The 13,367-nt window shown below is 69.4% G+C and carries 17 protein-coding genes and 1 pseudogene; 10 read left to right on the top strand and 8 right to left on the bottom strand.

Annotated elements, in window-relative coordinates; translation table 11 throughout:
* Positions 1 to 107: 107 nt before the first annotated feature.
* The gene (locus J2X34_RS01295; protein ID WP_114718720.1) at positions 108 to 344 is read right to left on the bottom strand and encodes a hypothetical protein; all 237 of its coding nucleotides are present in this window, start codon (positions 342 to 344) and stop codon (positions 108 to 110) included.
* 69 nt (positions 345 to 413) lie between these two features.
* Positions 414 to 626, bottom strand: a complete 213-nt coding sequence (locus tag J2X34_RS01290; protein WP_114718721.1) for a BldC family transcriptional regulator — start codon at positions 624 to 626, stop codon at positions 414 to 416.
* A gap of 305 nt (positions 627 to 931) precedes the next feature.
* Here J2X34_RS01290 and J2X34_RS01285 point away from each other — a divergent pair, with 305 nt between their 5' ends.
* The 3 genes from J2X34_RS01285 (at position 932) to J2X34_RS01275 (ending at position 2,629) form a co-directional block, all read left to right on the top strand.
* Entirely contained in the window at positions 932 to 1,078 is a 147-nt protein-coding gene (locus J2X34_RS01285; protein ID WP_429515933.1) for a hypothetical protein, read from the top strand.
* 106 nt (positions 1,079 to 1,184) lie between these two features.
* The gene (locus J2X34_RS01280) at positions 1,185 to 1,541 is read left to right on the top strand and encodes a DUF4229 domain-containing protein (RefSeq protein ID WP_114718722.1); all 357 of its coding nucleotides are present in this window, start codon (positions 1,185 to 1,187) and stop codon (positions 1,539 to 1,541) included.
* Entirely contained in the window at positions 1,538 to 2,629 is a 1,092-nt protein-coding gene (locus J2X34_RS01275; RefSeq protein ID WP_429515931.1) for a PLP-dependent cysteine synthase family protein, read from the top strand. The genes J2X34_RS01280 and J2X34_RS01275 overlap by 4 nt, the downstream gene beginning before the upstream one ends.
* Here J2X34_RS01275 and J2X34_RS01270 read toward each other — a convergent pair.
* A complete protein-coding gene (locus tag J2X34_RS01270) occupies positions 2,598 to 3,146 on the bottom strand; it encodes a GNAT family N-acetyltransferase (RefSeq protein WP_174912586.1) in 549 nt (182 codons plus the stop codon). The two genes, J2X34_RS01275 and J2X34_RS01270, sit on opposite strands and share 32 nt — an antisense overlap.
* A gap of 3 nt (positions 3,147 to 3,149) precedes the next feature.
* Complete coding sequence (locus tag J2X34_RS01265) at positions 3,150 to 3,449, bottom strand: hypothetical protein (protein ID WP_114718725.1); 300 nt, start codon at positions 3,447 to 3,449, stop codon at positions 3,150 to 3,152.
* 226 nt (positions 3,450 to 3,675) lie between these two features.
* Between J2X34_RS01265 and J2X34_RS01260 the strand changes: the two genes are divergently transcribed.
* From J2X34_RS01260 to J2X34_RS01250, 3 genes and pseudogenes are all read left to right on the top strand, one after another.
* Positions 3,676 to 4,515 carry an SDR family NAD(P)-dependent oxidoreductase gene (locus J2X34_RS01260; protein WP_429515928.1) on the top strand — a complete coding sequence of 280 codons (840 nt, stop codon included), beginning with the start codon at positions 3,676 to 3,678 and terminating at the stop codon, positions 4,513 to 4,515.
* An 85-nt stretch (positions 4,516 to 4,600) separates the two neighbouring features.
* Positions 4,601 to 4,849: pseudogene (locus tag J2X34_RS01255) on the top strand (LLM class flavin-dependent oxidoreductase); the annotation flags it as partial.
* A gap of 132 nt (positions 4,850 to 4,981) precedes the next feature.
* The gene (locus J2X34_RS01250; protein WP_174912584.1) at positions 4,982 to 5,731 is read left to right on the top strand and encodes a lysophospholipid acyltransferase family protein; all 750 of its coding nucleotides are present in this window, start codon (positions 4,982 to 4,984) and stop codon (positions 5,729 to 5,731) included.
* On the opposite strand, the gene J2X34_RS01245 is transcribed toward J2X34_RS01250, so the two are convergent.
* Positions 5,710 to 6,039: a succinate dehydrogenase gene (locus J2X34_RS01245; protein ID WP_114718727.1), complete on the bottom strand. Its 330-nt coding sequence runs from the start codon at positions 6,037 to 6,039 to the stop codon at positions 5,710 to 5,712. The genes J2X34_RS01250 and J2X34_RS01245 overlap by 22 nt on opposite strands.
* A gap of 70 nt (positions 6,040 to 6,109) precedes the next feature.
* Between J2X34_RS01245 and J2X34_RS01240 the strand changes: the two genes are divergently transcribed.
* Genes J2X34_RS01240 through J2X34_RS01230 form a run of 3 tightly spaced genes read left to right on the top strand, consistent with a single transcriptional unit; the run spans position 6,110 to position 7,257 of the window.
* A complete protein-coding gene (locus J2X34_RS01240; RefSeq protein ID WP_114718728.1) occupies positions 6,110 to 6,463 on the top strand; it encodes an inorganic pyrophosphatase in 354 nt (117 codons plus the stop codon).
* 52 nt (positions 6,464 to 6,515) lie between these two features.
* Positions 6,516 to 6,896 (top strand): phage holin family protein, encoded by a 381-nt coding sequence (locus J2X34_RS01235; RefSeq protein WP_429515926.1) that lies wholly within the window; start codon positions 6,516 to 6,518, stop codon positions 6,894 to 6,896.
* 1 nt (position 6,897) lies between these two features.
* Positions 6,898 to 7,257 (top strand): VOC family protein, encoded by a 360-nt coding sequence (locus J2X34_RS01230; protein WP_429515924.1) that lies wholly within the window; start codon positions 6,898 to 6,900, stop codon positions 7,255 to 7,257.
* An 11-nt stretch (positions 7,258 to 7,268) separates the two neighbouring features.
* On the opposite strand, the gene J2X34_RS01225 is transcribed toward J2X34_RS01230, so the two are convergent.
* Positions 7,269 to 8,138 (bottom strand): 1,4-dihydroxy-2-naphthoate polyprenyltransferase, encoded by an 870-nt coding sequence (locus J2X34_RS01225; protein ID WP_429515922.1) that lies wholly within the window; start codon positions 8,136 to 8,138, stop codon positions 7,269 to 7,271.
* Between the two features lie 69 nt (positions 8,139 to 8,207).
* Between J2X34_RS01225 and J2X34_RS01220 the strand changes: the two genes are divergently transcribed.
* Complete coding sequence (locus J2X34_RS01220) at positions 8,208 to 11,558, top strand: BTAD domain-containing putative transcriptional regulator (RefSeq protein WP_429515920.1); 3,351 nt, start codon at positions 8,208 to 8,210, stop codon at positions 11,556 to 11,558.
* Positions 11,559 to 11,562: 4 nt separating this feature from the next.
* On the opposite strand, the gene J2X34_RS01215 is transcribed toward J2X34_RS01220, so the two are convergent.
* Both J2X34_RS01215 and J2X34_RS01210 read right to left on the bottom strand, forming a co-directional pair.
* Positions 11,563 to 12,393 carry an ABC transporter permease gene (locus J2X34_RS01215; protein ID WP_114718731.1) on the bottom strand — a complete coding sequence of 277 codons (831 nt, stop codon included), beginning with the start codon at positions 12,391 to 12,393 and terminating at the stop codon, positions 11,563 to 11,565.
* The gene (locus J2X34_RS01210) at positions 12,390 to 13,364 is read right to left on the bottom strand and encodes an ATP-binding cassette domain-containing protein (protein ID WP_114718732.1); all 975 of its coding nucleotides are present in this window, start codon (positions 13,362 to 13,364) and stop codon (positions 12,390 to 12,392) included. Before J2X34_RS01210 ends, J2X34_RS01215 begins: the two co-directional genes overlap by 4 nt.
* Positions 13,365 to 13,367: the final 3 nt, after the last annotated feature.

The following is a 13,367-nucleotide window of genomic DNA, read 5'->3' as shown; positions in this document are numbered from 1 at the left end:
CGTTCCCGGGGAACCCAGGGACCGGGTCGCTGACTCTGAGGGCTCCGGAGGGGCCTTGGCGGGGCTCCGGAGCGACTCGAGCAGGTTTCAGTCGGGGCCCGGCCCGGTCAGTTGTCCGGGTCGGTGGGCGAGTCTGTGCCCGGACGGTGGTCCGACTGTCGGCGGTGGTTCTCACGCTCCACCCGCCACAGGAACTCGGGGTCGTCGTCAGGTCCCACTGCTCTGCCCGACCTGCCAACCGGTCTGCCGCCACCTCGAGCGGCGGTGGTGGCGGTCGGACCGAACGCCTTCCAGAACAGGACTGCGAGCGTTATCAGGCCGATGAACGCCAATAGGTAGATCACGGTGCACCTCCTGCTACGAGGGTAGCCGCGTCCGGGTCGTCCGGGTATCTACCTGCCGGACGATGCGTTCTACGAGTGATGGGCCTCGGTCGTCAGCGACGTCAGGAGCGCCAGCACCTCGGCCTCTCGGAACCTCCGGTGCCCGCCGGGGGTGCGCAGAGATCCGAGCCGGCCGGCGTGCGCCCAACGCGTGACGGTCTTGGGGTCGACGTGGAACAGTGCGGCGACCTGGCCCGGGGTCAGCAGGGCTTCCTTGGCGCCGTTGTAGGTGGGTGCGCTCATCGATCCTCCAACTGTCGGGGCCTACCCGTCGGGGTCGGCCGGGGGATTCGGGACCGGTTCGTTTGTCTACCGGCTCCGACATCGTGGCACCACACCCCCCAGGTACTCGAACGATCTAAAGTTGGTAAAGGGGAGGTAATGGACAAATCGGACTACTCGGGCTGGGGTGTTGTGGGGTGTGCACAGGAATCGGCAATCCCGGTACGAAGGGGGCGGACGGCCCTTAGGGTGGGCCTGTCTGCTCAGGCGCACCGAGGCCGACAGAAGCCGATTACGGGGGGCGGAACGCCGAGGTGCCCGGGTGGTTGACCGCCAATCAGTCCCACACCCCCCGTCGGCCGTGGCCTGGTGTCGGACATCCGGGTCAGGAGGGGGCGTGCATGCTCGCCGACGCCATCGGCCCCAACGCCGGAACGAACATCTTCGTCGGCGTCTACTGGACGTTCCAGTAGTGTGCCATCGACAACCTCGGTCCCGGTGTCGTCCCGCTGGTGTTCTGACAGGTTCCGAGGGCGTTCCCGGGGAATCGCGCCACCAGGCGATAGGTAGGCTGGCACTGTGAGTGATGCAGCGCAGAATCGTCCCGAGAAGGCCAGTGAACAGGGCGCCGACGCCGCCCCCACCGTGACGACGGGTCACCTTGTCCGCGACGTCGTCCTCTACTCGGTGGCCCGGCTCGGCCTGGTCGTGATCCTCCTGGCGGTCATCCTCCTCGGCGGGAAGCTGATCGGCGTCGAGGTTCCGTGGATCGTGGCCGCGCTGTTCGCCGTCCTGATCGCGCTGCCGTTGTCGCTGGTGTTGTTCTCGAAGCTGCGCAAGCGGGTCAACGAGGACATCGCCTCGGTCGACGCGCGCCGCCGGGCCGACAAGGCCGACCTGCATGCGAAGCTGCGGGGCGAGGACCGCAAGCAGTGACGACCGTCCTCGACCGTCGCGGTTCCCGCGCCTGGGTCGACAATTCGGTCCGCCTCATCGAGGCCGACGCCCAGCGCAGTGCCGACACCCACCTGCTGCGTTATCCGCTGCCGCCGTCGTGGAACGTGCAGCTGTATCTCAAGGACGAGTCCACGCACATCACCGGCAGCCTCAAGCATCGGCTGGCGCGCTCACTGTTCCTGTACTCGATCTGCAACGGCTGGGTCACCGAGAACACCACGGTGATCGAGGCGTCGTCCGGCTCGACGGCCGTCAGCGAGGCGTACTTCGCGAACCTGCTGGGCCTCGACTTCGTCGCCGTGATGCCCGCGAGCACCAGCCCCGCCAAGATCGCACTGATCGAGGCGCAGGGCGGCCGCTGCCATTTCGTCACCGATCCGTCGCGCATCTACGACGAGTCGTACCGTCTGGCCGCCGAGACCGGCGGGCACTACATGGACCAGTTCACGCACGCCGAGCGTGCGACCGACTGGCGGGGCAACAACAACATCGCCGAGTCGATCTTCACGCAGCTGCAGCAGGAGGATCATCCGATCCCCGAGTGGATCGTGGTGGGCGCCGGCACCGGCGGCACGGGCGCGACCATCGGCCGGTTCCTGCGGTACCGCAAGCTCGACACCGGCCTGTGTGTCGTCGACCCGGAACACTCGGTGTTCTTCGACGCGTGGCGGGCGGGCGATCCGACCGTCACGGGGGAGCGGGGCTCCCGGATCGAGGGCATCGGGCGGCCGCGTGTGGAACCGTCGTTCATCGGTCAGGTCGTCGACCGCATGGTCAAGGTGCCCGACGCCGGCTCCATCGCGGCGATGCGGCACGCGAGCGACACGCTGGGCCGCAAGGTGGGCGGTTCCACCGGAACCAACCTGTGGGGTGCGTTCGGCCTCGTGGGCGAGATGCTCGCGGCCGGCCGCAGCGGCAGCGTCGTGACGCTGCTGTGCGACGGCGGCGAACGCTACTCCGGCACGTACTTCGACGACGCCTGGGTCGCATCCGAGGGGATCGACCTCACCGGTCCCGCGGCGGTGCTCGACGAGTTCACGAAGACCGGGCGCTGGACGGCGTCGTAGGTCCCGGGTCGATCGGCACGTGCCGGGTCATGGCGATCCGGGGCCAACGGTCCAGGCCGCGTTCGGACTCCGCGTCGAGGACGGCACGCAGGCCCGGTCCCAGGTCGTCGTCCGCGATCGCCGTGAATCCGAGGCGCCGGTAGTACGGGCCGTTCCACGGCACGTCGACGAACGTGGTGAGCGTCAGCTCGGGAAGCCCGCGGTCGCGCGCCCACTCGTCGAGGTGATCGATCAGGGCCGCGCCGATGGCGCGCCGGGCGTGGCTCGGGTGCACCGAGATCTGCTCGATGTGCGCGTTGCCGTCGACGACGTCGACGAGGCAGAACGCCACCGGCCGCTGCGCGTGCTCCGCCCACACCCAGAGGCGGCCCTCGGCGAAGTGCGTCTCGAACAGTGCGAGCGGGGGCGGATCGTCGTCGGCGATCGCGTCCATCCCCACGTCGCGGAACGCCGAGCCCGCCGCGACGTCGATCTCCGGGAGATGCGGCAGGTCGGCGGGCTCGGCGAGGCGGATCATCGCTCAGCCCTTGGAGACGACCTGCGACGCGATCGCGGTGCCGGCGGCGACGACACCGACGGACGGCCACGCGCCGATCTTCTTGGCGAGCGGGTGCGAGCCACCGAATGCGCCGACGTAGGTGCCCAGCAGCGCCGCGGCGCGGCCCGCACCGGAGCTCTTGGCCCAGTTGTAGGTGCACACGCCACCGACCGCGGCCAGCACGGCGCCGCCCAGCTGACGGTTCCCGGTCTGCCGCGCGACGGCGTATCCGCCGACCAGTCCGGCTGCGGCGAGAGCGGAGGTGGCGGTCTTGTTCAGCATCGTGGAGTTCTCCCGTTCCGAGTGTGTGTCAGTCGATTCGAGGCTACCGACAGGCTCGCGCGTGCGGACATGAGAACCCTCACGCGTGCCGTTTCTCGTTAACCGGGAAAACGTCTGCGCCTCCATCGACGAGCGACGGATCATGGCCGAATGTCACATGCGTTCAGTCCGACCGAACGCATGTGACATCGGGCCAGGGGTCCGATCCGCAGACCTAGGAGGAACCGTGTCGTCACAGCCTGCACCCACCCGCCCGGCGTTCAGCCCCGGAGCACTGCTCCCGGGTAAGCGCGCGATCGTCACGGGCGGCTCCCACGGGATCGGCGGCGCGATCGCGCGGTCCTTCGCGGCCCACGGCGCGCACGTCCTGGTGGTCGACATCGACGCCGATGCCGCTCGCGCGCTGGAGTTCAACACCGCGGCGGGCGGTGCGATTGACGTCCTCGAGTACGACGTCCTGGACGCCACGGTCCCCGGCGAGATCGTCGAGTTCGCGCCCGACGTCCTGGTGAACAATGCCGGCCACTTCCTGCGTCCGCCGCGTCCCTTCGCGGAGACCGAGCCGGCGTTCTGGTCGGAGATCGGCGGGATCAACCTCGACCACGTCCTGCGGCTCACCCATGCGGTGCTGCCGGGCATGGCCGAGCGCGGCCGGGGCGGCTCGATCATCAGCCTCACGACCGTCGAGGCGCATCGGGCCATCCCCGGGCATTCCGTGTACGCGGCGTACAAGGCGGCCGTCACGCAGTTCAGCCGCAGCCTGGCCGTCGAGGTCGGACGGTCCGGTGTCCGGGTCAACGTGATCGCACCCGACCTGATCGAGTCCGTGCAGGTGCCGTACACCGAGTGGCTGTCGGAGGAGGAGTGGGCGAAGTGGCCGACATGGGCGCCGCTGGGCGGCCCCGGTCAGCCGGACGACGTCGCCGGCGCCGCGTTGTTCCTGGCGTCCGATCTGGGCCGCTACACGACGGGCACCACCGTGCACGTCGACGGCGGCACGTTCGCGGCCGGCGGCTGGTTCCCGAAGCCCGAGGGCGGCTGGACCAACCGTCCGCGCAACCCGTGACCTGCCTTTCATTCTCCGGAAGGTTCATCGTGTCTGTCGACAAGCCCACCCTCGGTCTCAACGTCCCCAACGCAAGACCGAGCGGGTGCGTCTGGGCGCCGGGATCGTGATCGCGGCCCTGCGCGGCGGCGCGGTCCTGGCGAGGACCGCCGCGACGCTCGACCTGATCTCGGGTGGGCGTCTCGATCTCGGGGTCGGGACCGGTTGGCGGGAAAGGGAGTACGAGGCGGCCGGACTGGACTTCGCCGACCGGGGACCGTTGCTCGACGACACGCTCGCCGCGTGCCGCGCGTTGTGGGCGGGCGGCCCGGCGTCGGTGTCCACGCCGGGCCTGTCGTTCGACGACGCCTACTGCTCGCCGCGTCCGGCGCCGGGGCGCAGCATCCCGATCATGGGCGCAAACCTACGGTCCCGTAGGTTGTGTACCGTGGGATCGGGTGGGGGCATCCGATCGAGAGGCTCGCACATGACCCGGCCCGACGTGACGCTCGAGAACTACGAGGACGTCTACCGCTTCTATCTGGATCATCAGCAGAATCGGCTCGTCGCGAATGCCGCCTACGCTGCGCTCAGCGCACGCTTCCGGCCGCGGACCCGCTACGCGGACGGTGCCCGTCGGCAGTTGCAGGAGTTGCTCGGCAGCGGCACGCGACTGATCGTCGCAGCCAATCACGTGACGGACCGGGACCAGTACACGCTCGCCGCGACCGCGTGGCAGTCGCCGCTGCGCCGCGCGATCGGGCGGACCCGCGTGCTCGCGAAGGACGAACTGTTCGTGGATCCGAAGCTGCGCCGGAAGATCGACATGATGGGGTCGATTCCGGTGTTCCGTGGCAAGGACCACGGGATGCGGGCGGTCGCGGATGCGGGCCGCCGGATGATGGAGATCTCGGCACAGCGACTGCACCGCGGCGACGTGCTCGCGATCTTCCCCGAGGGGACCTGCAACGACGTCGACCCCAGCCGCGTCCAGAAGATCAACAGCGGCATCGGGCACATCGCGGTGAAGGCGCGCAAGCTCGGCTCCGCTCCGGCGCTGCTGAGCCTCGGCATCCGCTACCGTCCCGGCGGCGTGGCCGATGTCTACATCTCGTCCCCGGTTCTCGACCTCCCGACGACACCCATGGACATCACCCGGGTGGTGGCCGCCGACATGCAGGCCGCGGTGGACGGGGCGTTCGACACCGTCGACGGTCAGCGGACTCCGTCGCGGTAGCTCTCGAAACAGCCTTCCGCGAAACGCGTCCGGTCGAGTTCGCCGACCTGGATGACGCCGCCGTCGTACCAGACCTGCATGCCCGCGGACAGTTCCGCGCCCTGCCTGCACCACTGGTGCAACTGCTCGTCCGTCGGGTCGACCGGATTGAACTGCATGTACATCACGGCCTGGTTGGCGCCGTATTGACGACCGGCCGCCACGGAGGCGTCGTCGGCGAGCGGGAACCGGCCGGCGGCGATGCCGACCACGGCGAGCAAGATCCCCGCGCCGAGGGCCGTCCACCAATTGACTCGGCACACGGGCATGCGCAGATGCTAGTGCGGCAATGCGCGGAATGCCGTCGTTCTCCGGGTTTTTGCGTGGCAGGCTGGCGTCATGGACACGAACATGGCCTCGTTCCTCGCGGCCCTCGACGAGCTGATCCGCCGGGCCACGCTGCGGATCGACCGTCCCCGAGGCAGTGCGCACCCGCGGTTCCCCGAGGTGGTCTATCCCGTCGACTACGGGTTCCTCGAGGACACCGGCGGTGGTGACGCCGAGGGCGTCGACGTGTTTCGCGGCTCGGCCGCCGGCGCCGGACTGGTGGGTGTCGCTCTCACCGCGGATCTGACGAAGCGGGACGTCGAGGTGAAACTGCTGTTGGACTGTTCGGACGACGAGATCGAACTCGTCGAGCACTTCCTGCAAGAGCGTCTGCGCCTCAACGCCGCCGTCATCCGTCGCGCATGAGCGCGCATTCGCCCGTTACGTCCGGCGGTCCGGTTCGTGCCAGCATGTGGACATGACATTTCTGATACGCCTGGTGATCAACGCGGTCGCCATCTGGCTGGCCTCGCAATGGGTCGACGGCATCACGATCGCCGACTCGGGCGAGGGCACCGGAAACGACGTGCTGATCATCCTCGGGATCGCGCTGCTGTTCACGGTCGTGAACGCGTTCGTCAAGCCGATCGTGCAGTTGCTGTCGCTGCCGCTGCTGATCCTCACCCTCGGCCTGTTCACTCTCGTGATCAACGCGCTGATGCTGATGCTCACGTCGTGGATCAGTTCGCAGACCGAGTGGGGCCTGAGCATCGACGGCTTCTGGACGGCGGTGTGGGGTGCGCTGATCATCTCGCTCGTGAACTTCGTGCTCAGCGCACTGGTTCCGGACAAGAAGTGACATGACGATCCGCCGGGTCGTTCCCGACATCCACGCGAAATCGCTCGACGACAGCCGCGACTTCTATGCCGCGCTGGGCTTCGCCGAGGTGATGAATCAAGGGTGGGTGATGACGATGGCGTCACCGTCGAATCCCACCGCCCAGGTGACGCTGATGGGCGACGACGCGACGGCGCCGGTCCACCCCGACATGAGCGTCGAGGTGGACGATGTGGACGCGGTGTACGAGGCGATGGTCGCGCGCGGCGCGACCATCGTCCATCCGCTGCAGGACGAGGAGTGGGGTGTCCGACGGTTCTTCGTCCGTGATCCGGACGGGACGGTCGTCAACGTTCTCGGGCACCGTACCGCGACCGACTAGCTGCGTACGGCTCAGCCGAGACCGAGTGCGAGTCCGGTGGCCGTGGCCCACACCAGCATCGACATGCCGGTGACCGCGAGGGCCGGGATCAGTGCGGGCCCCCGGCCACCGGTCCGCACGGGCGCGTTGGCCTTGATCGCGAGCGGAAGCGCGATCAGACCGACGAGCGCCCACGGCGTGCGCGCGACGAGCGCGAGGGTCACCACGAACGGCACCACCAGCAGCACCAGGTGCAGGGTGCGGGTGCGGGCGTCCCCCAATTTCACTGCGAGGGTGATCTTCCCGGACTCGGTGTCGGTCGGGATGTCGCGCAGGTTGTTCGCCACCAACACCGCGCTCGAGTACGAGCCGACCGCGATCGCGGCCAGCAGACCCGCCCAGTCGACACGCTCGGCCTGTACGAACTCGGTGCCGAGCACCGCGACCAGACCGAAGAACACGAACACCGCGATCTCGCCGAAACCGCTGTAGCCGTAGGGCTTCTTGCCGCCCGTGTAGAACCAGGCGCCCAGGATGCAGACTGCGCCGATCAGGATCAGCCACCACGCCGAGACCAGGGCGAGGGCGATGCCCGCGACCGCGGCCACCGCGAAACAGCCCATCGCGGCGCCCTTGACCGCACCGGGCGAGGCCAGCCCGGACCCGACGAGGCGCAGCGGGCCCACCCGCTCGTCGTCGGTGCCGCGGATGCCGTCCGAGTAGTCGTTCGCGAAGTTGACGCCGACGATCAACGCCAGCGAGACCACCAGCGCCAGCAGCGCCTTCCACCACACCGCGCCGTCGAGGGACGCCGCCGCGCCGGTACCGGCGAACACCGGAGCGATCGCATTGGGCAGGGTGCGCGGTCGGGCGCCCTCGATCCACTGGGACACAGAAGCCATGCGCCGATCCTTTCACCCTCGTCGAATCGGGTGGCCGCACGGTCGGGTACTCCCATAGGCTTGTCGCCGGTGCAAACCGTGACGAGCGATCCCCAGTCCCCGGCACCCACGGAGCCGCCGGTCGAGGTGGTGCTGTTGGGTGGCGTTGCCACACGCCGAGACGGTGTCCTGATTCCGTTGCCCGGGCCGCGCGCCCGCGCTCTGTTGGTGGCGCTCGCGCGGCGGCCCGGACACAGCCGCAGCGCCGCGGCGCTGGTCGAGGACGTCTGGGGTGACGCCCCGCCGAAGTCCCCGGCCAACGCCCTGCACACACAGATCTCCCGGCTGCGCTCGGCGCTGCCGGACGGGGCGATCGAGGCCGGTCCGGCCGGCTACCGGCTTGCCCTTGCACCGGAACAGGTCGATCTGACGCGCGCGCGTCTGCTCGCGCGGGAAGCGGGACAGCGTCACGCCGACGGGGACCAGCGGGGCGCGCTGGACGCGGTGCGCCGGGCCCGGGCGCTGTGGCGCGGCGAGCCGGGGGCGGACCTGCCCGGCGGCGACCTCGCCGACGACCTGGCGACCGAGGCCGCGTCGCATCGCGGCGCGCTCGACGCGGTGGAACTCGCTGCGCTGCTGGCGTCCGGCGAGTTCGCCGTCGCGCTGCCGATCGCGCGTGCCGCGGCGGGTGCGTCGCCGCTCGACGAGGGCGCGCACGCGCTGCTCATGGAGTGCCTGCACGGCTCGGGTCGATCCAACGAGGCGCTCGAGGTGTTCGCAGGGTTGCGCGGCCGGTTGGCCGATCGCCTGGGCGTGGACCCGTCCGCCCGGCTCGTCGACCTCAATGCCGCCATCCTGAGCGGCGATCGGACCGATCGCGCGGCGCGGAAGGAGTCGAGCGGTGCGGTGGAGACAGCGGAGGCAGCGGAGGCAGCGGGGTTTTCGGAGGCGGCAACCCGGATGCTGCCCAACGTGATCGGGCTCCGCGCCGCGCCCAACCCGCTGCTCGGACGGAAGACCGATCTGGCGGCGCTCGAACTGCTGCTGGCGTCGTCGCGGGTGGTGACCGTCCTGGGGCCCGGTGGCACCGGCAAGACGCGGGTCGCGCACGCGGTGGGGGCCGAGGTCTCGGGCCGGATGCCGGTTGCGCTCGTCGAACTCGCGCCGCTGCGCAGCGGCGAGGACCTGATCGCCGCGATCAGCGGCACCCTCGGTCTGAGCGAGGCCGACCTCACGCCGGGCGCGCTCACCCGCACCCGGATCCACGACGCGCGCCAGCGGTTGCGCGACGCACTGTCGGCCCGACCGTCGCTGCTGATTCTCGACAACTGCGAGCACCTGATCGACGACGCCGCCGACGCGGTGTCCGACCTGATCGCCGCGAGCCCGCACCTGACGGTCCTCGCGACCAGCCGGTCGCCGATGTCGATCACCGCGGAGGCGGTGTATCCGCTGGCGCCGTTGGCGATCGACGACGACGGATCGCCCGCCACCGAACTGTTCCGGGCACGGGCGCTCGCGGTGCGCCCCTCGGTGCGTCTGGACGACGGTGAGGTCGAGCGCCTGTGCCGGACGCTGGACGGGCTGCCGCTCGCGATCGAGCTCGCCGCGGCACGGGTCCGCACACTCAGCGTCGAGGAGATCAACGCCCGACTGGTGGACCGGTTCGCGCTGCTGCGTTCGGGGGACCGGACGTCGCCGGAACGGCACCGCACGCTCCGTGCCGTGATCGACTGGAGTTGGAACCTGCTCGAGGAGCCGGAGCGGGCGGCGTTGCGTCGAATATGCCGATTCCCGGCAGGATTCACGGCCGACGCCGCAGTCGCCGTGGCGCAGTGGGGCGAGGTCGTCGACGTCGCCGATGCACTCGAGGGCCTGGTGAACCAGTCGATGCTGTCGGTGGTCGAACCGCCCGACGGCGCCGATGCCGTGGGGCTTCGGTACCACATGCTCGAGACCGTGCGGGAGTTCGGCGAGGAGCAGTCGGACGGTGACGAGGACGCCGAGGTGCGTCGTCGGACGGTCGAGTGGGCAGAGTGCTTCTCGCGGGAGGTGTTCCACGACTTCATGTCCGGCCGTCAGATCGCGGCGGCGCACCGTGTCGAGGCCGAGCACGACAACCTGCTCGCGGTGCTGCGATATGCGCTGTCGGAGAAGCTCGTTCGCGCAGTCTTCACGATCTTCCCCGTGCTCGGCGGCATGTGGGCCTTTCGCGGCGCGCACTCCGAGGTCTTCGCGTGGGCACCGCGAGTGCTCGAACTCGACGATTCCGGCCTCCCCGCCGAGGACGTACCCGCGGATCACCTCGCGGCGGCGTACGTGCTGGCCGCCGCCCACATGGCGATGGGAGGCAATCTGCGCGTGGTCGCGATTGCCCGCACTCGTCTGCGACGACTGCTCGCCGCCCGCACGGACATCAGCGGGTCGTCGCGGGTGAACGCCACACTGATGTTGGTGCCCGGATCGGGGCGCGGCCTGGCGCGGACGCTCGCGACGGCGGTGCGGTCGACCGACCCGGGGGCGCGCAGCTCCGCGTTGATCGCGCGCGCCAACCTCCGGGAGAACATCGGGGACCTGTTCGGTTCGGAGTCCGACGCACGGCAGGCGCTCGCCCTGGCGGAGGAACTGAACGACAGCTGGGGCCTGGCGATGGTGTGTCAGCACCTCGGCGGCCTGTACTCCCAGTCCGCGCGCTACGGCGAAGCGGTCGAGTTCTACCGGCGGTCCGCCGAAGTCCTGTGGACGATGCACCTGTACGACGAGAGCCTGCAGGTGCGCGGTTTCATGGTGGCTGCTCTCGTCGGTGCCGACCGGATCGCCGACGCGCGCACCGAACTCGCGGCGCTCGTCCCGCTGCACGCGAGCGCGCAGGGCAGCGGCGCGAACAGCGATCACGACACGAACAACCAGGCAGCGTTGTCGGCGAGTACCGCGGAGGCCGATCTGGCCACCGGTGTCGTCGATCGGGGACTGGCCGAATACCGCCGGGCGGCCGAACAGGCCGGCGACCTCGCGGGCGAGCTTCCGGCCGATCCGTTCGAGATCATGGTCGTGTCCGCCGTCGTGGACGCGCACGTACTCGCCGGACGCTCGGAACTTGTCGCAGATCTGGCACTTCGTCTCGGAGCCGTTGCGATGCAGCGCCTCGGTTCCCGCGGATACCCGGATCTACCGCAGACCGGGGCGGTCGCGTGCGCTGTCGGTAGCTTCGCCGTCGCCACCGGCCGCGCCGTCGAACGCGGGGTGCGGTTGCTTGCGCTCGCAGCGAAAGTCAAAGCACGCCAGGACTATCCGTCGATGAGGCTGGAAAGGCATCTGGAGCTGGCGAAGGATCTGCTCGGTGACGATGCCGTTGCGGCGGCGCTGGCGTCCGTGGAGGGGACGCCGCGCGCCGCCGCGCGTCGCGAGATACTCGGCCTTCTCTCCGAGACGGAGGCGTGAGGCCTCAGGTCCTGCGCATGTAGGTCCGCACCGTGAGCGGGGCCATGATCGCGACGATCACGGCGGCACCAACCAGTGCATACACCGCGTGGATGCCGAAGTGGCCGTCGTTGGCGAGTTCGCGGACCGCGGTCACCAGGTGCGAGACGGGGTTGACGTTCACGAACGCCTGCATCCAGCCCGGCATCGTGTCGGACGGCACGAACGCGTTCGACATGAACGTGAGCGGGAACAGGATCATCATCGAGACGCCCTGCACGGCGGAGGCCTTGCTCATCAGCACGCCCATGAGTGCGAAGATCCAGCTGATCGCGAACGCGCACACCATGATCAGCAGCGCCGCGCACACCACGCCGACGAATCCGCCACCCGGGCGGTAACCCATGGCGATGCCGACGACGATCGTGATGGTGGTCGCGATCGCGTACCGCACGACGTCGGCGAGCAGGGCCCCGGACAGCGGGGCTATCCGGGCTATCGGCAGCGATTTGAACCGGTCGAACACCCCCTTGTCCATGTCCTCGCGCAACTGGGTGCCGGTGACGATCGATGCCGTGATCACCGTCTGGACGAGGATGCCGGGGATGATGATGGGCAGGTACGACTTCACGTCGCCGGAGATCGCGCCGCCGAAGATGTACGTGAACATGAACGTGAAGATCACCGGCTGGATCACGACGTCGAACAGTTGCTCGGGGTTGTGCTTGATCTTCAGGATGCCGCGGTACGCCATCGTGAAGGTGTGGGCGATCGCGTCCCGGAGGTCGATGCGGTCGGTGGCGTCGATCGTCCGCGTGTCTCCCTGTCGTGCAGGCGAGGTGAGTGTGGTGGTCATGCGGCGTCTCCTTCGGACTCGGCAGTGTCGTGCCCGGTGATGGTGAGGAAGACCTCGTCGAGGCTCGGCTTCGACACGGTGATCTCGTCCACCGCGATGGACCGGTCGCGCAGGTGCACGAGAAGATCCGCGGTGATCGACGGATCGGTCAGCGGCGCGGTGATACGTCCGGACTCCGGCGTGACCGCTGCCTCGATGCCGAGCATCGCGGAGATCACGGACCGGGCTTCCTCGGTCTGCGTGCGATCGGCGAGGGTCAACTGCAGTGCCGACACTCCGACCGACGCCTTCAGTTCGTCGGCGGTGCCGTCGGCGATCACACGACCGTGGTCGATCACCGCGATCCGGTCCGCCAGTTGGTCGGCCTCGTCGAGGTACTGCGTGGTGAGCAGTACCGTCGAGCCCTCGGCGACGAGCCTGCGGATGGTGTCCCACATCTGCGCGCGGGTGCGCGGGTCGAGGCCCGTGGTGGGCTCGTCGAGGAACAGCAGCGGGGGACGGGCGATGAGGCTGGCCGCGAGGTCGAGTCTCCGGCGCATGCCGCCGGAGAAGTTCTTCAGCGGCTTCGACGCCGCCTCGGTGAGTCCGAACTCTTCGAGGAGTTCGACGGCCTTGCGCTTGGCGTCGGCGCGGCCGAGGCCGAGCAGCCGCGAGAAGATCACGAGGTTCTCGGTGGCGGTGAGGTCTTCGTCCACCGACGCGTACTGGCCGGTGACGCCGACGAGGGAACGGACGGCCGTCGATTCGCGGACGACGTCACGGCCGAAGATGCGGGCCTCGCCGCCGTCGGGCCGCAGCAGGGTCGCGAGCATCCGGACTGTCGTCGTCTTGCCGGCGCCGTTGGGGCCGAGCACGCCGTACACCGAACCGGTCGGGACGGTGAGGCTGACGCCGTCCACGGCCCGCTGCTGCCCGAAGGTCTTGACGAGCCCGACGGCCTCGATGGCCGGGGGTGAGGTATCGAGGTTCATGGC

It is taken from the genome of Rhodococcus sp. BE178 (assembly GCF_050433545.1).
Taxonomy (GTDB): Bacteria; Actinomycetota; Actinomycetes; order Mycobacteriales; family Mycobacteriaceae; genus Prescottella.
Note: the sequence above shows the minus strand (reverse complement) of the source record. Positions and strands in the feature narration are given on the sequence as shown.